Source organism: Rhizobium sophorae (genome assembly GCF_013087515.1).
Classification (GTDB): domain Bacteria; phylum Pseudomonadota; class Alphaproteobacteria; order Rhizobiales; family Rhizobiaceae; genus Rhizobium; species Rhizobium sophorae.
On sequence record NZ_JABFCN010000022.1, the window covers coordinates 145,947 to 166,057 of the forward strand.

The 20,111-nt window shown below is 61.9% G+C and carries 18 protein-coding genes; 6 read left to right on the forward strand and 12 right to left on the reverse strand.

What is annotated here, in order from left to right; translation table 11 throughout:
- Window positions 1–203: 203 nt before the first annotated feature.
- On the forward strand, window positions 204–1,832 hold the full coding sequence (locus G9X64_RS13615; protein ID WP_168314786.1) for a GH39 family glycosyl hydrolase: 1,629 nt from the start codon (window positions 204–206) through the stop codon (window positions 1,830–1,832).
- Between the two features lie 54 nt (window positions 1,833–1,886).
- On the opposite strand, the gene G9X64_RS13620 is transcribed toward G9X64_RS13615, so the two are convergent.
- Entirely contained in the window at window positions 1,887–2,558 is a 672-nt protein-coding gene (locus tag G9X64_RS13620; protein ID WP_168310283.1) for a GntR family transcriptional regulator, read from the reverse strand.
- Window positions 2,559–2,588: 30 nt separating this feature from the next.
- A complete protein-coding gene (locus G9X64_RS13625) occupies window positions 2,589–3,614 on the reverse strand; it encodes a Gfo/Idh/MocA family protein (protein WP_168310282.1) in 1,026 nt (341 codons plus the stop codon).
- A gap of 239 nt (window positions 3,615–3,853) precedes the next feature.
- Between G9X64_RS13625 and G9X64_RS13630 the strand changes: the two genes are divergently transcribed.
- From G9X64_RS13630 to G9X64_RS13640, 3 genes are read left to right on the forward strand one after another with little or no spacing between them, the layout of a single operon-like run.
- Window positions 3,854–5,566, forward strand: a complete 1,713-nt coding sequence (locus G9X64_RS13630; RefSeq protein WP_168314787.1) for an IlvD/Edd family dehydratase — start codon at window positions 3,854–3,856, stop codon at window positions 5,564–5,566.
- The gene (locus G9X64_RS13635) at window positions 5,563–6,435 is read left to right on the forward strand and encodes an amidohydrolase family protein (RefSeq protein WP_168314788.1); all 873 of its coding nucleotides are present in this window, start codon (window positions 5,563–5,565) and stop codon (window positions 6,433–6,435) included. Before G9X64_RS13630 ends, G9X64_RS13635 begins: the two co-directional genes overlap by 4 nt.
- 14 nt (window positions 6,436–6,449) lie before the next feature.
- Complete coding sequence (locus G9X64_RS13640) at window positions 6,450–7,382, forward strand: dihydrodipicolinate synthase family protein (RefSeq protein ID WP_171376706.1); 933 nt, start codon at window positions 6,450–6,452, stop codon at window positions 7,380–7,382.
- Here G9X64_RS13640 and G9X64_RS13645 read toward each other — a convergent pair.
- Together G9X64_RS13645 and G9X64_RS13650 are read right to left on the reverse strand one after the other, a co-directional pair.
- Entirely contained in the window at window positions 7,363–7,860 is a 498-nt protein-coding gene (locus tag G9X64_RS13645) for a GNAT family N-acetyltransferase (RefSeq protein WP_168314790.1), read from the reverse strand. The two genes, G9X64_RS13640 and G9X64_RS13645, sit on opposite strands and share 20 nt — an antisense overlap.
- A gap of 14 nt (window positions 7,861–7,874) precedes the next feature.
- The gene (locus G9X64_RS13650) at window positions 7,875–8,825 is read right to left on the reverse strand and encodes a lysophospholipid acyltransferase family protein (RefSeq protein ID WP_171376707.1); all 951 of its coding nucleotides are present in this window, start codon (window positions 8,823–8,825) and stop codon (window positions 7,875–7,877) included.
- 139 nt (window positions 8,826–8,964) lie between these two features.
- Here G9X64_RS13650 and G9X64_RS13655 point away from each other — a divergent pair, with 139 nt between their 5' ends.
- Both G9X64_RS13655 and G9X64_RS13660 read left to right on the forward strand, forming a co-directional pair.
- Window positions 8,965–9,900: a tyrosine recombinase XerC gene (locus tag G9X64_RS13655; protein ID WP_168310276.1), complete on the forward strand. Its 936-nt coding sequence runs from the start codon at window positions 8,965–8,967 to the stop codon at window positions 9,898–9,900.
- Between the two features lie 192 nt (window positions 9,901–10,092).
- Window positions 10,093–11,169 (forward strand): TraB/GumN family protein, encoded by a 1,077-nt coding sequence (locus G9X64_RS13660; protein ID WP_168314792.1) that lies wholly within the window; start codon window positions 10,093–10,095, stop codon window positions 11,167–11,169.
- 9 nt (window positions 11,170–11,178) lie between these two features.
- Here G9X64_RS13660 and G9X64_RS13665 read toward each other — a convergent pair whose 3' ends face one another.
- From G9X64_RS13665 to G9X64_RS13700, 8 genes are all read right to left on the reverse strand, one after another.
- Complete coding sequence (locus G9X64_RS13665) at window positions 11,179–11,679, reverse strand: cytochrome b (protein WP_168314793.1); 501 nt, start codon at window positions 11,677–11,679, stop codon at window positions 11,179–11,181.
- Between the two features lie 102 nt (window positions 11,680–11,781).
- The gene (lpdA, locus tag G9X64_RS13670) at window positions 11,782–13,188 is read right to left on the reverse strand and encodes a dihydrolipoyl dehydrogenase (RefSeq protein ID WP_168310273.1); all 1,407 of its coding nucleotides are present in this window, start codon (window positions 13,186–13,188) and stop codon (window positions 11,782–11,784) included.
- Between the two features lie 96 nt (window positions 13,189–13,284).
- Entirely contained in the window at window positions 13,285–14,037 is a 753-nt protein-coding gene (locus G9X64_RS13675) for an SDR family oxidoreductase (protein ID WP_168310272.1), read from the reverse strand.
- A complete protein-coding gene (locus tag G9X64_RS13680) occupies window positions 14,034–14,564 on the reverse strand; it encodes a hypothetical protein (RefSeq protein ID WP_171376708.1) in 531 nt (176 codons plus the stop codon). The genes G9X64_RS13675 and G9X64_RS13680 overlap by 4 nt, the downstream gene beginning before the upstream one ends.
- Window positions 14,561–15,310: a DUF4241 domain-containing protein gene (locus tag G9X64_RS13685; protein WP_168310270.1), complete on the reverse strand. Its 750-nt coding sequence runs from the start codon at window positions 15,308–15,310 to the stop codon at window positions 14,561–14,563. Before G9X64_RS13685 ends, G9X64_RS13680 begins: the two co-directional genes overlap by 4 nt.
- 13 nt (window positions 15,311–15,323) lie before the next feature.
- Window positions 15,324–16,601 carry a 2-oxoglutarate dehydrogenase complex dihydrolipoyllysine-residue succinyltransferase gene (odhB, locus tag G9X64_RS13690; protein ID WP_168314795.1) on the reverse strand — a complete coding sequence of 426 codons (1,278 nt, stop codon included), beginning with the start codon at window positions 16,599–16,601 and terminating at the stop codon, window positions 15,324–15,326.
- A gap of 39 nt (window positions 16,602–16,640) precedes the next feature.
- Window positions 16,641–16,949: a YciI family protein gene (locus tag G9X64_RS13695; RefSeq protein WP_011653809.1), complete on the reverse strand. Its 309-nt coding sequence runs from the start codon at window positions 16,947–16,949 to the stop codon at window positions 16,641–16,643.
- A gap of 15 nt (window positions 16,950–16,964) precedes the next feature.
- Window positions 16,965–19,949, reverse strand: coding sequence for a 2-oxoglutarate dehydrogenase E1 component (locus G9X64_RS13700; protein WP_168310268.1), 2,985 nt, complete (start codon window positions 19,947–19,949; stop codon window positions 16,965–16,967).
- Between the last annotated feature and the right edge of the window lie 162 nt (window positions 19,950–20,111).

The window sequence follows — 20,111 nt, forward strand, 5'->3', positions numbered from 1 at the left end:
TTTGATAAACGGCAACTGATAATTTTGCGGCCTATAAAAAATTGCGCATTTTCAGGCATTTTTGGCGTAGCGCAGTAACGTGCTTTTTTATATTATTGACAAAGTGAGTGTTTGGCTTAGCTTTTGCGGCGAGCACGGCGCCCTCCCAAGAGGCCGTACTTGATCACCAGACAGGTCAGCTGCTTTCGGGAGGAGGCTTTTGCATGACCGTTCAAGAGGACACCAGGATGAGCAGCCCCTATGACGTGACAATCTCCGTTCACGCCAACCGGCCGACCGGCAAATACGAACCCTTGTGGAACTGGTTCGGATACGACGAGCCGAACTACACTTACTCACCGCATGGCAGGAAGCTGCTCAAGGAACTGACAGAGCTCAGCCCGGAGCCGCCGCGCATCCGCGCGCACAATCTTCTGACCAGCGGCGATGGCCTGCCTGCCCTCAAATGGGGTTCGACCAATGCCTATACCGAGGATGCGAGCGGTAATCCGGTCTACGACTGGACAATCATCGACAAGATCTTCGACACCTATGTCGAGGCCGGCAACATCCCGCTCATCCAGATCGGCTTCACGCCCGAAGCGCTCTCCGATTTCGGCGGTCCTTATCGCCACCAATGGGAGCCGGCCGACAAATACGCAACGATCACCACGGGTTGGACGGCCCCGCCAAACGACCTGAAGAAATGGGGCGACCTGATCGAAGCATGGGCGCGCCATCTTGCCGAAAGATATGGCGAAGACGTCGTTTCCAGCTGGCCGTGGGAAGTGTGGAACGAGCCGGACGGTCACTATTGGACAGGCACCATCCCGCAGTTTTGCGAAATGTATGACGTCAGCGCCAAGGCCTTGAAACGCGCGCTTCCGAAGGCCCGCGTCGGCGGTCCGCATACCTGCGGCGCCTTTGCCAACGAAAAGGCCCAGACCTTCCTGCGCGCCTTCCTCAAGCACGTGGTCGACAACAAGTCGCCGATCGATTTCCTCGCCTTCCACGCCAAGGGCAATCCTGTGATCTACGAGGGTCACGTGCGGATGGGCCTGCACAAACAGCTCCGCGACATCGAGACGAACCTTGCCATCATCAACGAGTTTCCGGAACTCCGCCACCTGCCCGTGGTGATCGGCGAATCCGATCCAGAAGGCTGTGCGGCCTGCTCCGCACGCGTCCATCCCCAGAACGGTTATCGCAACGGCCCGCTCTACGGCGTCTATGTCGTCGAGAGCATGATCCGCACCTATGAGCTTGCACGACGCGCCAACATCCACATCGAAGGCGCGGTCACCTGGGCGTTCCTCTTCGATGACCAGCCCTATTTCGACGGCTTCCGCGATCTTGCCACCAACGGCGTCGACAAGGCTGTTCTCAACGGCTTCCGCATGCTCGGCAAACTCGGCGGCGAATGGCTGGAATCGGAAAGCGATTATCGCCGGGACATCGAAGATATCATGAGCCATGGCGTGCGCGGCAAGCCCGATATCAACGTCGTGGCAACCCGTGACGACAAGGGCATTTCCATTCTCGTCTGGCACTACCACGACGATGATGAAGCCGGGCCGACCGCCAATATCACGGTCAATCTCGACGGCTGGGGCGACAAGTCCGCCTCGCTCAAGCATTTCAGGATGGACGAGGAGCATTCCAACGCCTTTGGCGTCTGGAAGGCGATGGGCAAACCGCAGAATCCGGCCGGCGAAGACTATGCCAGACTGGAAGCCTCGGGAAAGCTCGCCGAGATCGACGGTGAGGCGTCGGTCAAGGTCGATGACGGCAGGGTCGCCCTCAAGGTCTCCCTACCGCGTCAGGGCGTGTCTCTCCTGCGCCTTGATTGGTGAGCCGGTAGGCGAGGGAGCGCGATCGAAAGTTTGCGCTCCCTTCACGTGACACGGTCAATTCTCGCTGACATAGGCGAGATAACGTTTCTTGCTCGGCTGCAGATGGTCGACGCAGAGCTGGGCGAGCACCCAGTTATCCCCACCGCGCAACATCTCGATCATCAACCGGTGGTGCTCATGCGAGATGCGCAACGATTCCTTGCTCGACATTGAATTGGCGCGAACCGGCAGGCTGAGCCGCATATAGAGCTCGATCGATTGCACCAGATGGGCATTGCCGCAGGCGCCGAAGAGCGTCAGGTGAAATTTGTCATTGGCCTCGTGCACTCCCCTGAGATAGCCGGATTCGATGTGTCTGCCATGCTCCTCGTGCAGCGCCAGCAGTTCCTCGATCAATGCCTCGGGTGCCGGCAGCTTTATCCACAGCGCTGCCTGCCGTTGCAGCAACTCACGCACATCGTAGATTTCCTGAACCTGGCGAGCAGTCAGCGAACGGACCGTCGCCCCCTTGTTGCGCTCCCGAACGACGATGCCCATCGTCTCGAGCTGCACGATCGCCTGCCGGGCGAAATGGCGCGTGACATGAAAGCGGGCAAGGAGCGCGTCTTCGGTCAGACGGGTTCCGGGCGCAAGCCGCCCGAAAATGATATCCTCCTCCAGCGCGCGGGCAATGCTGAGATCATCATGCTCGATACCGTCTTCGCGGCTTTCGTTGAGCGTCTGCAATGTCATCTCCTCTGACGGCGGCGGGCCATGTTACAGTGGATTGCGTTCCGGGTCGAACCGGCTCAAGCGATAGATATCTTCGACGAGAGCAAGCGTTTTGATGTTATCGCCCGGCGATGTCTCCATCGCCACCTTTCCGTCGAGGCTGTCGAGGAAATGCGAAATGGTCGCGTCATAGGCGCCCTGGTAGGTCTCGTCGGGATCGAAGCTCTCCCGGCGCTGCTGCGCACCCTCAGCCGAGAGCAGATTGCCGTTAAGTTCGAGCGTGCCGCGCGTACCGAAGATGCGTAGGTGATCGCGCGGCGCCGGCGGCGCGCCATGCACGGCGAGATTGGCATTTGCGGTGACGAGAACGCCGTCGCTCGTCCGGCGCAGGACGACGCTGGCGACATCCTCAGCGACGATATCGCGATTACTCCTCTCAAGCCGCGCACTGACCACCTCCATCTCGCCCAGAAGATATCTCAGCGTATCGAGATGATGGATCATGACTTCCATGACCAGCAGCCGCTCCTGCGTCCGAAAGAACGGCTGGCGTATCAGCGCCGGCCTTCTTCCCTCCGCATCCGCGATCATGCCGCTGGACAGGAATTCGAACTGCACCTGGCGGATCTCGCCGGCAAGCCCCTCGTCGAGCCACGCCTTCAGCCGTCGATAATAGGCGCGGAACCGCCAGTTCTCATGGACCATCAGCCTGCCCCTGCCGGAAAGGCCTTCCAGCAACTCGACCGCCTCGCCGCAGGAGGGTGCGAGCGGCTTCTGGCAGATGATGTCGAGCCCTTTTGCTGCCGCCAGCCGGACCAGTTCGACATGGAATTCCCGCGGCGCGCAAATATCAACGGCATCGAGCTGCTCGGCATCCAGCATCGCCTGCACGCTGGCATAGTTGCGCGCAATATCGAAGGCGGCAAGCCGGGCTTCGATGGCGCTCGGCGACGGGTCGGCAATCGCCACGACCTCGGCTCTTTCCGATTGCCGCATCCATGCGGGCAGATGGTAGGCACTGACCCAGCCGGCACCGACAATGCCGATACGCCGTCGTTCCGTTCCCATCATCGCGCTTCCTCTGTATTCAATCCCATTTTATCAATAATCTATCCTGCTTCTCCGCAAAAGCCAATCGGTTGATTGTTAAACGAAAGCACGAATCTCGAGATTCCCATTGTATTTTATGGTGATTACCGACGAAATCCAAAAATACGATACAGTGGCGCCATCTTATTTATTGACAATCCTCCGTATCCCTCTACCCTGACGCCACGGCCATGGATCAATTTGGCGAGGGAGGAACAGGTTTGTCGAACGGTCTTCGCCGCAAGCTGACGAGTTATGGCGATCAGGGATTCTCCCTTTTCCTGCGCAAAGCATTCATCAAGGCCATGGGTTATTCGGACGATGCGCTCGACCGTCCGATCGTCGGCATCGCCAATACCTACAGCGATTTCAATCCCTGTCACGGCAATGTGCCGCAACTCATCGAGGCAACCAAGCGCGGCGTGATGCTGGCGGGTGCGATGCCCATGGTGTTTCCGACGATCTCGATCCACGAGAGCTTTGCCTCGCCGACCTCGATGTATCTGCGCAACTTGATGGCGATGGAAACGGAAGAGATGATCCGCGCCCAGCCGATGGATGCCGTCGTCCTGATCGGCGGCTGCGACAAGACCCTGCCGGCCCAGATCATGGCAGCTGCCAGCAGCGAGATACCGGCGATCTTCCTGCCGACCGGTCCGATGGCCGTCGGCCACCACCAGGGTGAACGGCTTGGCGCCTGCACGGATTGTCGCCGTTTCTGGGGACGCTTCCGCGCCGGAGAGATCGACGAGGCCGAGATCGCCGAGGTCAACAACAAGCTGGCCAGCTCGATCGGCACCTGCACGGTGATGGGCACGGCGAGCACCATGGCGAACCTGACCGAAGTCATGGGCCTCTGCCTCCCTCGCGCCGGTTCGGCGCCCGCCGTCGAATCCGAACGGGTTCGCCTTGCCGAGGAGACGGGGCGTGTCGCCGCGCGTCTCGCCATGGATGAGGCTGCCCCGACGGTGCGCGATATCCTGACGCCGCAGACAATCCGCAACGGTCTCGTCGCGCTGCAGGCGATGGGCGGCTCGACCAATGCCGTCGTCCATCTTGCCGCAATCACCGGCCGCCTCGGCCTGCGCCTCGACATGGCCGAACTCGACCGGCTGGGCCGAAGCATTCCCCTGCTCGTCGACCTGCAGCCCTCCGGCCAGCATTATATGGAGCAGTTCCACGAGGCGGGCGGCGTCCCGGCTTTGTTGAAGGCGGTGCGCCATGAAATCGACGGCAGCGCCGCGACGGTCTACGGCAGAACGATCGGCGAAATCATCGACGATGTCGTCGACGAGCCGGGCCAGACCATCATACGCACCGTCGAGAAACCGTTGAAGCCGATCGGAACGATCGCCGTCCTGCACGGCAATCTTGCGCCGCGCGGCGCCGTCATCAAACAATCGGCTGCCTCCAAGGATCTGCTGCAGCATATCGGACGCGCCGTCGTCTTCGATTCGGTCGAGGATATGACGCAGCGCATCGACAGCGACGATCTCGACGTCCATGCCGATGACGTTTTGGTTCTGCGCAATGCCGGACCAAAGGGTGCGCCGGGCATGCCGGAAGCCGGCTACCTACCCATCCCCCGCAAGCTTGCGCGGCTGGGCGTGAAGGACATGGTGCGAATTTCCGATGCCCGCATGAGCGGCACGGCCTTCGGCACGATCATCCTCCATATCGCGCCTGAGGCTGCCGATGGCGGCCCTCTGGCCATCGTACGCACCGGCGATCGCATTCGCCTCGACGTCGAGGGCCGGCGTATCGACCTCGATATCGACCAGGCGGAATTCGATCGCCGCATGATTGATGTCGTCAATCGGCCTTCCCCTGCGCCGTCGCGCGGTTATGCGAAGCTCTATCAAGAGCGCGTGCTCCAGGCCGACGAAGGCGCCGACTTCGATTTCCTGCAAAGCGAGGAGCTCGACGCGCGATGAGCGCCGCTGATATGGAGGCACCGCTTTGCCTGCCCCGCCGGCCGCTGACGCGACTGCCGCGGGCGGCACTGCCGCAGGGCACGGTCGATACGCATTTCCACGTCTTTCGCGCCGGCGCTCCGCTCAACACCCCACGCAGCTACACGCCAGACATCGCGACGATTTCCGACTGGATCGAATTCTCCGGCAGCCTTGGCATCGCCAAGGGCATATTGGTGCAGCCAAGCGTCTATGGCCTCGACAATAGGGTGCTGCTCGATGCGCTGGCCGCCTATCCAGATCGTCTGCGCGGCATCGTCGTCATCGATCCCGAAACCGCAGAAACCGAGATAGAGCGGCTCGACCGGCTCGGCGTGCGCGGCGTGCGGATCAATACGCGCAACAAGGGCGGCCTCCCACTCGCCGCCGCCAGGACACTGGCGGAAAGCATTGTCCCCCTCGGCTGGTCGCTGCAGTTGCAGATCAATCCCGAACAACTTCCCGATATTGCGGCAACGTTGTCCGGCATCCGCCTGCCCATCGTCATCGATCATCTCGGCTTCATTCCGCTTGCCAGAGAGACGAGATCATCGCATGTCGATGCGCTGAAAAGACTGATGGACGGAGCCGAGGCCTACGTCAAAGTCACCGCGCCCTATCGTCTGACGAAGGATGTGAATTGCGACGGTTTTGCCGAGGTCGCCTGCGCTCTTGCCGCCAGCCATGCAGAAAGGCTGCTCTGGGGCAGTGATTGGCCGCACACCGAATTGTGGGACGGCATGCCCGATGACACTGAGCTGGTAGAGACCATGCAGGCCGCCATCGACGACCCCGCGATTGCTGAAAAGATTTTTGTTCGAAATGCCGAAGCGCTGTTCTTCGGCCGCTGAATTGGAGAGCACGAATGGCCAGACTGACTGAAGATGCCAAGGGCGTCTATGTGATCGCCGTAACCCCGTTCACCGATGACGGCGCGCTCGATCTCGCCAGTATCGACAGCATGGTCGATTTCTACGAGGGTGCCGGCGTCACCGGCCTGACGGCGCTTGGTCAGCTCGGCGAGGCTCCGAAGCTGACCGCCGAGGAGTCGCGGACAGTGGTCGAACGGGTGCTGAGGCGCCTCGACGGGCGCCTTCCCGTCGTCGTCGGCGTTTCGGCGCCGGGGCTTGCGCCGATGAGCGAACTCGCCGAAGCCGTCATGGGTGAAGGTGCCGCCGGCGTCATGGTCGCGCCGCCCTGGACCGTCAAGACCGACGATCAGGCTTTCGCCTTCTACCAGTCGGTCGGCGAGGCCCTGGGCGATACGCCCTTCGTGCTGCAGGATTATCCGCTCACCACCAACGTGACGATCGCGCCCAAGGTCATCGAGCGCATCGTCAACGAGGTGCCGAACTGCGTCATGCTCAAACATGAGGATTGGCCGGGTCTGTCGAAGATCTCGGCACTTCGTGCCGCCAGCGACAAGGGCGCCATGCGGCGCATCTCGATCCTCTGCGGCAATGGCGGGCTTTTCCTGCCCGAAGAGATGGGCCGCGGCGCCGATGGCGCTATGACCGGCTTTTGTTATCCCGAGATGATGGTCGGCGTCGTCGAGGCCTATGCAGCCGGAAATCCCGATCGCGCCCATGTGATCTTCGATGCCTATCTGCCGCTCGCCCGCTACGAACAGCAGCAGGGCATCGGTCTTGCGTCGCGCAAATATGTGCTTGCCAAGCGCGGCGTAATCAAGTCCGCCACCCTGCGCAAGCCGGGCGCCAAGCTCTCGGCACTCGATATTGCCGATGTCGAGCGCTTGCTGGCGCGCCAAGCCATCCGCCTCAAGGAGATCGGGGCGTGATGCACTGGCGCAAATCCGAAGCCGCTGGATCATCGCTGTGGCGCTGCAGCTCGAGCAGATGCGTATGTCCATCTCGTCCGTGGGGCTGAAACCCGAGCGACTCCCGGAATCTTGCCGCACCATTGTTGCCCGCATGAACGGTGACGATGCTGCAGCAGGAACGCGCGTGGTCGAGCAGAGCTAGGGCAAGCATCCGGCCGATGCCGCGCCTGCGCATTGCGGGACGAATATAGAAACGCCGCATCCGTAACGCCCCTGATATGGCTGATTCGACGGTCATGCCGCCGATGCCGACGATGGCGTCATCGACATAGGCGCCAAGCAGCCTTTCGCCGTGATGTTCGAACCTGTTATCGCCGATCGACCATTCGTCGATAAGGCGGGCGACATGGCGATAGCCTTCCCGCCGGGCCTCCCTTTCGAGATCTGCGATCTCCCGCGGCAACCGATCGCGGAGCCTGCGAATATCGATTGTCATGGCAATGCCGGTAGTTAGATGGCAGGAACCGGAATCTCGCTGCGCGTCGCCGCAACCGGCAGGCCGGCCGGCACGAAACTCGCGTCGCCATCCCTGGCCATGTCGTGCACCGTATGTTTCTCCAGCGCCTTCGTCACCTCGTTGAGATCGCCGTCCAGCTGTTCGGCCGGAATGAGATTGCCGATGACGAAATCGAAGCGGTCGCCGCGTTTGTTCAGCAGTTCGTGGAACACGGTCATGTCGCGAAGCTCGGTCGACCACTTCGCCATCCAGTAGAACAGGCCGGAATTGCGTGCCGTCATATGGACGGGAAGGATCGGCAGATTATATTTGCGCGCCAACCCGACGGCCGAGGTCTTCCATGGGCGTTCATTCAGCCGGCCATTCGCCCAATAGGCGATGCGGCCTGAGGGAAAAAGCACTGTCGCCTTGCCTTCCTTCACCGCATGGTTCGTCAGTTGCAGCGTCTCGCGCGCTTTCAGCTTGCTCTTGTGCTCCTCCCGCCATTCTACGGGAATGATCATCTCAGCAAACCGCGGATTGACGCGGATGGCATCGCGATTGGCAAAGAACATCATGTCCGGCCGGCGCGTTTTCAAAAGATCGAACACGGCAACGCCGTCGGCAATGCCGGTCGGATGGTTGCTGACGAGGATGAAGCCGCCGGTATCAGGAATGCGTTCACCATGGGTGATGCCGATGTCGAGCTTCAGCACGTCGCTCAGATATTCGAACGATTGGAAGCCCGGCATTTTGGCGACCGCATTGGCGAATTCGAGCGCTTTGTTGTAGCGCAGCAGCGTATAGAGAAATGGCCGCATGACCGGCCAGAGCGGATTTTTCACGATCCTCTGGCCGCGTTCGGCAATCAGCGTATCGACGATATGACCGGGCTTTCCCTGTGAAACGAGAGCGATCGCTTCCGCGAGCTGTCCGAAAGCCGTCATGGAATCGCGCCGTGCCATGAAAGATCCTGTCTATGGGGAATAAGCTATCGCAGTAGAATATGATCGAAGGATGACAAAGGCTTGGCCGGCATTAGCAATTCCATAACTGTTCCTGCTCCAAATTGGCGGACTTGAAGGCAAAATCAAGGCCAGCAACGTGAACGAACTGCTTGTTATCGCCGATCAGCGCCTGATGGCGGAACGGGCCGCGTGGCTCGACAACCTCGCCAGTGAGCGCCGTCTTTCCGAGCACACGCTCGACGCTTACGAGCGCGATACCCGCCAGTTTCTGACCTTTCTGACCGGCCATCTCGCCGGCCCGGTGACGCTTGGCGATATCAGGGAGTTGCGCTCCGCTGATTTCCGCGCCTTCCTGGCGGCCCGGCGCAAGCAGGGGTCCGGTGCCCGATCGCTCGGCCGCAATCTCGCCGGTCTTCGTTCGCTGCTGCGCCATCTCGAAAAGAAGGGCCTGGTCAACGCCGCAGGCGCCGGCGCGGTGCGCTCGCCGAAACAGCCGAAATCACTGCCCAAGCCGCTGTCCGACACCCAGGCGATCACCGTCGTCAGCGACGACGCCCAGCTCCATGATGAACCCTGGATTGCGGCGCGCGACGCCGCTGTCATGACGCTGCTCTACGGCTGCGGCCTGCGCATCTCCGAAGCGCTGGATCTTACTCCCGCCGCCCTGCAGAAGGGCGCGACGACGCTGCGCATCACCGGCAAGGGCAACAAGACGCGGCTGGTGCCGCTGCTGTCTGTGGTCTTCGACGCGGTCGAGAAATACCGAGCGCTCTGCCCATATCATCTCGAAAACGGAGAACCGCTGTTTCGCGGCGCCCGCGGCGGCAAGCTGCAGGCGGCAATCATCCAGCGCACGATGCAGAAGATGCGCAGCGCCTTCGGCCTGCCGGAGACGGCGACACCCCATGCACTGCGCCACTCCTTCGCCACCCATCTGCTTGCCGGTGGCGGTGATCTGCGCACCATCCAGGAATTGCTCGGCCATGCCAGCCTTTCCACAACACAGGTCTATACCGGCGTCGATGCATCGCGGCTGCTCGAGGTGTATGATCGGGCGCATCCGCGCGCGTAATGCATGTCGCCCAAAAGTGCGCAGCGGTTTTGGGACAACAGCATGCATAAACCATAGGGCTTAAAGCGCCTCGCATGACTCCAATTTGATGAGAGGCGCTTTAAGCTTCCGTTAAGGCATTCTCTTAAAGGAATATGCGCAAGCCGGGCGTAGAGCATGAAGCCTATAGAGTATGTGATCGGAACACCCATCATGACGACATCAATCGGCCGCCGGACGTCTTACCTCGCAGTGCCGGCCAATCTGTTGCTCTGGCTGATTGCAGCCTTTCACATGCTGCTTCTCGCTGCCCTGTTTGCCGCCTTCCTGACGGCAAGGCCGGCGGCGGCCGAAGACGTCGCCTGCACCGGCCGCAACCTGATGGTCGAGTTGCAGCAGAACGACCCCGCCCGCTACGCAGAGGCGCTGAAGGAAGCCGACGCCACACCAAACGGCCAGGGCATCTTCTGGAAGATCGAAAAGCCCGGACTTGCACCCTCGTGGCTGCTCGGCAGCATGCATGTCACCGATCCGCGCGTGCTCGCCCTGCCACCGCGCGCCCAGGCCGCCCACGACGCCGCCGACACGATCATCATCGAATCCGACGAGATCCTCGATGAGCGGAAGGCGACCGCCGCCCTGCTCGCAAAGCCGGAGCTGACGATGTTCACCGACGGCACGACGATCGACAAGCTGCTTTCTCCCGAGGATTACACGCGTCTCGAAACCGGCCTCAAGCAGCGCGGTATCCCGATCAGCGCCGTTTCCAGGATGCGGCCTTGGATGATTTCGAGCGCCGTCGCCCTGCCGGCCTGCGAAATCGCCCGCAAGGCAAAAGGCGCGCAGTTCCTCGACCAGAAGATCGCCACCGATGCGATTGCCGAAGGCAAGCAGGTCAAGGGGCTGGAAACCCTTGCCGAGCAGATCCAGGCCATGGCCGATCTGCCGATCGAATTCCATCTGAAATCGCTGATCCAGACGCTGGAGCTCGGCGACAAGATGAGCGACGTCGTCGAGACGATGACCGACCTCTACCTCTCCGGCGACATCGGCATGACCATGCCGATGCTGAAAACCGTGACACCGGAGGAGGAAGGCGAAAACAGCGATTATACCGCCTTCGAGCAGCGCGTCATCCTTGACCGCAATAAGGTGATGGCCGAGCGCGCCGCCCCCATTCTCGACGGCGGCAACGTCTTCATGGCCGTCGGCGCCCTGCACCTGCCCGGCAAGGATGGCGTCATCGAACTGCTGCGCCAGCAGGGCTTCACCGTCACCGCGGTGAACTGAATCCGCCGGTCAGCCGAGCGTCATGCGGCGCAGAACATTGCTTTTCCAATAGAACTGATGGACGAGGGCGCCGGCGACATGCGCCGCGATCAGCGCCCAGAGAATGATCTTCAGGACATCCGCGTGGAACGAACCGGCGGGATCGATACCGAAATAGTAGGCGGCGACGCCTGAAAGCGGCATCGCGAAGATCAGGATGTAGAGGCCGGCATGAGCAAGCCTCGCTGCAAGACGGAAGATCGCCGGCTCCTGTGCGACCTCGTCCGGAACGCCCTTGGTAAAACGCAGCCCGAGCCTGAGGACGGCAAGCAGCAGGATGGCGATGCCAACATAGGCATGGATATTCGCCGACGAAATCTGTTCCGGCGTCGGTACCTGGCCTCTGCGCATCAGACGATGCCAGATATTCATACCGCCGGGAAACAGCAGGTTGAAGAAGATCAGCAGCGCCACGGTCCAGTGAAGAAAACGCTGGTTCAGGCTGTAACCCTCGATGGACGGCTGCTGCATTTTCTGGACCTTCGCGGATGCTGAATTCTACGATACGCAACAACTAAAACAGCCGCCTGCCTTCCGGCAAGCGGCTGTATGCTTTGTTACGAATATGTAAGATTACATATGGATCGGCTTGAAGAAGGTCGCGAGCGCGGCCTCTTTCACCGCTTCCGACATGGTGGGATGCGCGTGGCAGGTACGGCCGAGATCTTCCGACGAACCGCCGAACTCCATCAGTACGGCGATCTCGTGGATCATCTCGCCCGCGCCGAAGCCGACGATATGGCCGCCGAGCACCCGGTCGGTTTCCTTGTCGGCAAGGATCTTGACGAAGCCGTCGGTCGCCAGCATCGCACGCGCGCGGCCGTTCGCCGTGAAGGGGAACTTGCCGACCTTATAGGCGACGCCTGCCGCCTTCAGCTCTTCCTCGGTCTTGCCGACGGAAGCGATTTCCGGCTGGGTGTAGACGACGCTCGGGATGACCTCGTAGTTCACATGGCCATGCTGCCCGGCGAGGATTTCGGCAAGCGCCACGCCCTCGTCTTCCGCCTTGTGCGCCAGCATTGGACCCTTGACCACATCGCCGATCGCATAGATGCCGTCGACATTGGTCTTGTAGTGGCCGTCGATCTCGACACGGCCGCGATTGTCGAGCGTAACACCGGCCTCTTCGAGGCCAAGACCCGCCGTATAGGGCTTGCGGCCGGTGGCAATCAGCACGACCTCGGCGTCGAGCGTCACCTTGTCGCCGCCCTTGACCGGCTCGAAGGTGACCTTGGCGCCCGTGTCGGCCTTTTCGACGCCGGTGACCTTGGCGCTGAGATTGAAATTAATGCCCTGCTTGGCGAGCATGCGCTGGAATTGCTTGGAGACTTCGCCGTCCATACCGCCAAGGATGGTGTCGAGATATTCGACGACGGTGACTTTGGCGCCGAGGCGCGACCAGACGGAACCGAGCTCGAGCCCGATGACGCCGCCGCCGACGACGATCAGCGTTTCCGGCACCTTCTCCAGTGCTATGGCGCCGGTGGATGAGATGATGGTCTTTTCGTCGATCTCGACCTGCACGCCGGGAATGCCGGCGACGTCGGAGCCGGTGGCGATGACGATATTCTTGCCTTCGATCTCCTGCACCTTGCCGTCATCGGCGGTGACGGAGACCTTGCCGGCCGAGACGATCTTGCCGATGCCCTGGAAGGCATCGATCTTGTTCTTCTTGAAGAGGAAGGCGACGCCGTCGACATTCGACTTCACCGTCGCATCCTTGTGGGCCATCATATTGCCGAGATTGAGCGTCGGCGCCGGCACGTCGATGCCGAGCGCGCTCATCCCGTGGCCGGCCTGATGGAACATTTCGGAGGCATGCAGCAACGCCTTCGACGGAATGCAGCCGACGTTCAGGCAGGTGCCGCCATAGGTCGCCCGCCTTTCGACGACGGCAACCTTGAGGCCAAGCTGGGCTGCCTTCACAGCGCAAACATAGCCGCCCGGGCCGGTTCCGATAATGATCACATCGTAGGACATTGCTTCTTTCCCTTTGGATTTTTCGTTTAATTGGCCGCGCGCGACATCAGGCCGAGGAATTCGAGAACATACCGCATGTTGTTTTCACCTGTCGGTCTAGCGGCCGCCGCTCACATTGAGGATCGCGCCGGTTACATAGGAAGCCGAAGGTGACAGAAGATAGAGGATCGCATCCGCCACCTCCTCGGGCGTGCCGGCGCGCTGCATCGGGATCGACGGCGCCAACTCGCGCGGGCGATCCGGCAAACCGCCGGAGGCATGCAGGTCGGTTTCGATGACGCCGGGCCGTATCGCATTCACGCGAATGCCCTCGGCAGCGACCTCACGCGCCAGCCCGACAGTGAAGGTGTCGATCGCTGCCTTCGAAGCGGCATAATCGACATACTGCGTCGCGGAACCGAGAATCGCCGCCATCGACGAGATGTTGACGATCGCCCCACCCTTCCCGCCATGCCGGCTCGACATGCGACGTATCGCCTCCGCGGCGCAGAGTATCGAGCCAGTCACATTGACGCGCAGCATGCGCTCGATCCGCTCTACCGACATCTCGTCGACGCGCTGGGGATAGTCGACGATGCCGGCATTGTTGACGAGCCCGTCGAGCCGGCCGAAATGCCGGTCCACTGCCGTAAACATCGAGACGATATCCGCAGCATTGCCGACATCGCCCTGGATCGCCACGGCCTCGCCGCCGGCCTCAGTGATCGAAGCCACGACGGCATCCGCGGCTTGGCGGTTGGCGGCGTAATTCACCGCAACACGCCAGCCCTGACGTGCGGCGAGCCGCGCGGCCGCAGCGCCGATACCCCGGCTTCCGCCGGTAACGAGAACAACAGGTGCATCGCTCATGTCGCACACTCCTTAAATGTCAGCACGTCCCAGGGTGCCACCGTAGCCTTGCCCTCGCCCCAGGCGCTGGATTCGCGAATGGCGGGACCAAGGCCGGGGAGAACGAGTTTTTCGGCCGCCGCAGCCCCTTCGGGCTGCAGGTTGTCCATCTCGCCCTCGGCATCCATGCCATAGACGGCGCCCTGCCAGACCGTGCAGGCATCAAGATCGGCGCCGGTAGCGTCGCCTTCGGGGCAGTTGAACATCAGGATGCCGATGGCGCGCACCGGATCTTCCGACGGCATGACATAACCGTCCATCACGACGGGTGTCCTGAGTGCGCTGACCTTGAACTGGTTGCTGGCGGCAGCCGATGGAGAATTCAGCGGTGCAAAACGCAATTCATAGGCACCGTCGCGATCGGCGTAGACAGCCTGCTCCTGCTTGCATTCGGCACCGAAGGTGGAGGCCGGCACAACGAAAAACGCGGCGGCTGCGATTGCAGCCACGCCTGTCCGTCTCGTCGTGATCCCGCTCCTTCCGCTCATTGCAGCTTCGGCTCCTTCCGTCCGTCGGCATTCTCGACAACGCTGAAATCCGTCAGCAGCACCAACGCGCGGCCATCCCTGTCGAGCCCCCAGAAAACCGGATAGAAACCGTCGCCCCAGCCGCTCCAGAACACCGCGACATTGCCTCGTCGGCCGGCGACCGGCCGGTGCAGCGCATAGATGCCTTTGTTGGCATCGAGGTCCGACGCCAGCACGTCGTCGTAATAGTTGACGTCGGAATCCGGTTTCTGCGCCTGCACCTGCTCTTCGCGCTCTCCGATCAGATCAGGCGTATCGGCGTCCATGTAACAGCCGAGGCCGGCATCGACGGGATAGCCGAAGATCTCGCCGTCCTTCAGCGTCGCCGGGTCCTGCCCGGGCAGGACCGCAAGCTCCCAATGATCCGGCTTGCCTTCGGCAAACCGCATGCTGGCGGCGGCGATGCGCCCGAAGGCCTGGTAGAGCGTCACCGGATAGTCGCCCGGCGCAACCGTTCTCGCGAGCGCCGGACGATCGGGCTGGGCGAGCGGATCGGCCGCAACGATGCGTCCCGAGGTCAGCTCGACATTGCCCATGTGGATCACGCCGATCGACCGGCCGGAGAGTTCGGCGTCACCAAGCGTCACCAGCTCGAAATTGCTGCTTGCCTTGCCGATATCCCAACCGGCGGCAGATGCGGAGACTGGAACATGCGCGGCGGCAGCGCAAAGAAGAAGGCGCGCCGCTCGCATGATCCGGTTCCGCATCGAAAGCGCTCCCTTAAAGATCGAGAACCAGACGTTCGGGATCTTCCAGGCTTTCCTTGACGCGCACGAGGAAGGTGACCGCTTCCTTGCCGTCGACGATGCGGTGATCGTAGGACAGCGCCAGATACATCATCGGACGGATGACCACCTGGCCGCCGATCGCGACCGGCCGCTCCTGGATCTTGTGCATGCCGAGAATGCCGGACTGCGGTGCGTTCAGGATCGGCGAAGACATCAGCGAACCGTAGACGCCGCCATTGGTGATAGTGAAGGTGCCGCCCTGCATGTCGGCCATGGAGAGCGAGCCATCACGGGCCGCCTTGGCAAGACGGCCGAGTTCCTTCTCGATTTCGGCGATCGACATCTGGTCGGCGTCGCGGATGACAGGAACGACGAGGCCTTTGTCCGTGCCGACGGCCATGCCGACATGGCAGTAGTTCTTGTAGATGACGTCGGTGCCGTCGATTTCGGCGTTGACGGCCGGCAGTTCCTTCAGCGCATGCGTCACCGCCTTGGTGAAGAAGCCCATGAAGCCAAGCTTGACGCCATGCTTCTTCTCGAAAATGTCCTTGTACTTGTTGCGCAGATCCATGACCGCCTTCATGTCCACCTCGTTATAGGTGGTCAGCATGGCGGCGGTGTTCTGCGCATCCTTGAGGCGCTTGGCGATCGTCTGGCGCAGGCGCGTCATCTTCACGCGCTCTTCGCGCGAGGCATCCTCGACCGTCGACGGGCCGCGCGCGGCGGCAGGCGTCGCCGCGGGGGCGGCGGCCGGAGCGGAAATGCCCTTGGCGACGGCGGCGATGACGTCGCCCTTCAGCACCTGGCCGCGCTTGCCGCTACCGTCGATCTGATCGGCGGAAAGGTTGTTTTCGGCAAGCATCTTCGAAGCTGCCGGTGCCGGCGGCATGGTGGAGACGGAGGCGCTCGATGACGACGCAGCAGCAGCGGCAACCGCCGGCTGGGGCGGAGCAGCAGCGGCCGGTTGGGCGGGAGCCGGAGCAGCAGGCGCGGCGGCCGGTGCAGCAGCAGCCGGCGCCGCAGCAGCGGCAGCACCTTCGGCGATCTGGCCGAGCAATGCGCCGAGGCCGACGGTCTCGCCGGCGGCGACAACGATTTCCGAAAGCGTGCCGGAGGCAGGTGCTGGAACTTCGATGGTCACCTTGTCGGTCTCAAGCTCGAGAATCGGCTCGTCGGCCTTGATGGCGTCGCCGACCTTCTTGAACCAGGTGCCGACGGTTGCCTCGCTGACGGATTCACCGAGAGTTGGAACGCGGATTTCTGTGGCCATTGTTCAGATCCTGATTTCGTGTGTTTTCGTTTATGCGTTTCAGACGGCGGGCGGCCGCGAGATGATCGAGGGCATCGGCAGGATATCGAAGCGGAAACCGAAACCGGAAGCGATGATCGGATCGCCGTCGGCAAGAACCTGCGCCGCCGCCTGATCCTCGACCTCGACGATCGCCATGCCCCAGGCGCCTTCACCCTCGAAGACGGGGCCGACGATGATCGCCGATCCCGCGAGAGCGTTCCGATGCCAGTATTCGGCATGGCGTTTCATCGCCGCCATTTCCTCCCCGGTCCCGTCATGCGGGAAAGTGGGGCGCGGCGGCTGCAGTCTCAGAAAGAAATAAGCCATTGCGCCCCCCTTGTTTTAACCGCCCAATGCATCCTCGAGGAATGCGGCGAGCTGCGACAGATGCTTGGACATCAGGCCCGTCGCCGGCGAGGCGGCGGCCGGACGGCCGGTATAACGGACGCGCTGGTACTTCGCGTCGATATGGGCGAGCACCCATTCGAGGAAGGGGTCGATGAACGACCATGCGCCCATGTTCTTCGGCTCTTCCTGGCACCAGACCATCTCGGCATTGCGGAAGCGCGACAGCTCGTTGATCAGCGCCTTTGCCGGGAACGGATAGAGCTGTTCGACACGCAGGAGATAGATGTCGTCGATGCCGCGCTTTTCACGCTCTTCGAGAAGATCGTAATAGACCTTGCCGGAGCACATGACGACGCGGCGGATCTTGTTGTCCTTCTGCAGCTTGATCGGACCGTCCTTGATCACCTCGGCATCGTCCCAGAGCAGGCGATGGAAGGCGGACTCTCCGGCCATTTCGGCAAGCGTCGAGACCGCCCGCTTGTGGCGCAGCAGCGACTTCGGCGTCATCAGGATCAGCGGCTTGCGGAAGTCGCGCTTCAACTGCCGGCGCAGGATGTGGAAGTAGTTCGCCGGCGTCGTGACGTTGGCGACCTGCATGTTGTCTTCCGCGCAAAGCTGCAGGAAACGCTCGAGGCGGGCCGAGGAGTGTTCCGGACCCTGACCTTCATAGCCGTGCGGCAGCAGGCAGACGAGCCCCGACATGCGCAGCCACTTGCGTTCGCCCGACGAGATGAACTGGTCGAAGACCACCTGCGCGCCGTTGGCGAAATCGCCGAACTGGGCTTCCCAGAGCGTCAGCGCATTCGGGCGGGCAAGCGAATAGCCATATTCGAAACCGAGCACGGCCTCTTCCGAAAGCATCGAATTGATGACTTCGTAGCGCCCCTGCGTCGGCGAAAGATTGGCGAGCGGGATGTAACGCTCTTCGGTTTCCTGATCGTAAAGAACCGAGTGGCGCTGCGAGAAGGTGCCGCGTTCGCAATCCTGGCCGGAGAGGCGGATCTTGCTGCCTTCGACGCAGAGTGCGCCGAACGAGAGCGCTTCGGCCATCGCCCAGTCGATACCCTCGCCGGTGGCGATCATGTTGGCGCGGTTTTCCATGAAGCGCTGGATCGTGCGGTGCGCGTTGAAGCCCGCCGGGATCTCAGAGAGCTTGCGGCCGATTTCCTTCAGCGTCTTCATCGGCACGGCGGTCTTGCCGCGGCGCTGCTCGTCGGCATTGTCGGCCGTGCGCAGGCCCGACCACTCGCCGTCCAGCCAGTCGGCCTTGTTCGGCTTGTAGTGTTGGCCGGCCTCGAACTCCTGCTCGAGATGGGCGCGCCAGTCGGCCTTCATCTTCTCGACTTCACCGTCGGTGAGCAGGCCCTCGGCAATGAGGCGGGCCGCATAGAGCTGCAGCACGGTCTTGTGGGCGCGGATCACCTTGTACATCTTCGGCTGCGTGAAGGACGGTTCGTCGCCTTCATTGTGGCCGTAGCGGCGGTAGCAGAACAGGTCGAGCACGACCGGCTTATGGAACTTCATGCGGAATTCGGTGGCGATCTTCGCCCCATAAACCACCGCTTCCGGATCGTCGCCGTTGACGTGCAGGATCGGCGCCTCGATCATCTTGGCGACGTCGGACGGATAAGGCGACGAGCGCGAGAAGGCCGGGTTTGTCGTGAAGCCGATCTGGTTGTTGATGATCACATGCATGGTGCCGGCGACGCGGTGACCGCGCAGACCGGAAAGGCCGAGGATTTCGGCAATGACACCCTGGCCGGCAAAGGCCGCGTCGCCGTGGATCAGCAGCGGCAGCACTTTGGCGCGTTCGGAAAGCGGGATGATGTCGCCGTCCCAGACGGTGGCATTCATGTCCTGCTTGGCGCGGGCCTTGCCCATGACGACGGGATCGACGATTTCGAGATGCGACGGGTTCGCCGTCAGCGAAACGTGGATCTTGTTGCCGTCGAATTCGCGGTCGGAGGAAGCGCCGAGATGATACTTGACGTCACCCGAGCCCTCGACTTCGTCAGGAGCAGCCGAGCCGCCCTTGAACTCATGGAAGATCGCCCGGTGCGGCTTGCCCATGACCTGGGAGAGCACGTTCAGGCGGCCGCGATGGGCCATGCCGAACACGGCTTCCTTGAGGCCGAGATGGCCGCCGCGCTTGAGGATCTGTTCCAGCGCCGGGATCAGCGATTCGCCGCCGTCGAGGCCGAAACGCTTCGTGCCCTTGAACTTGACGTCGAGGAACTGCTCGTAGCCTTCAGCTTCGACGAGCTTGGCCAAGATCGCCTTCTTGCCTTCCGGTGTGAAGGCCACGCCTTTGTCCGGTCCTTCGATGCGTTCCTGGATCCAGGCCTTCTCTTCCGGATTGGAGATATGCATGAATTCGACGCCGAGCGTCGAGCAATAGGTTCGCTCGAGGATTTCGATCATCTCGCGGATGGTCGCGTATTCCAGGCCGAGCACATTGTCGATGAAGATCTTGCGGTCGTAATCGGCGGCCGTGAAGCCGTAATTCTCCGCCGACAGCTCGCGATAGTCGTCGACCGGAGCGGCGATGCCGAGCGGGTCGAGCTTGGCATGCAGGTGGCCGCGCATGCGGTAGGCGCGGATCATCATGATGGCGCGCACGGAATCGCGCGTCGCCTGCAACACCTCGGTGCTGTCGGCAGGCTTGCCCTCAGCTTCGGCCTTGGCCTTGACCTTGGTCTCGATCACCTTCTCGACGATGCCCCAGTCGCCATCGAGAGCCGATACCAGATCGCCGCTTGCCTGAAGCGGCCAGTTCTTCTTGCGCCAGGAAGCGCCCTTGGCCGCCTTCTTCACATCGTTCGGATCGTCTTCCAGCGCCTTGAAGAAGGACCGCCACTGATCGTCGACCGAATTGGGATCGTCTTCATAACAGGCGTAAAGCTGCTCGATATAGGCAGCGTTGGCGCCATCCAGAAACGAGGTGATCTGAAACTGCTCGTTGGCTTCTTGCCGTGCCATGGTGATATGCGGACGCTTCCGTCCGCCTCCTGACTTTGATGAATTTGCCGGCTTGACGGCCGGCTGTCGCATTCCGATTGCCGCCTGTCCGCGGCGCATCTGCTGTCTCGTGTTGTCGAGGCCGGGCGGAAGGCGCAGATGCCGTTCCTCCGCCCGGTCTAT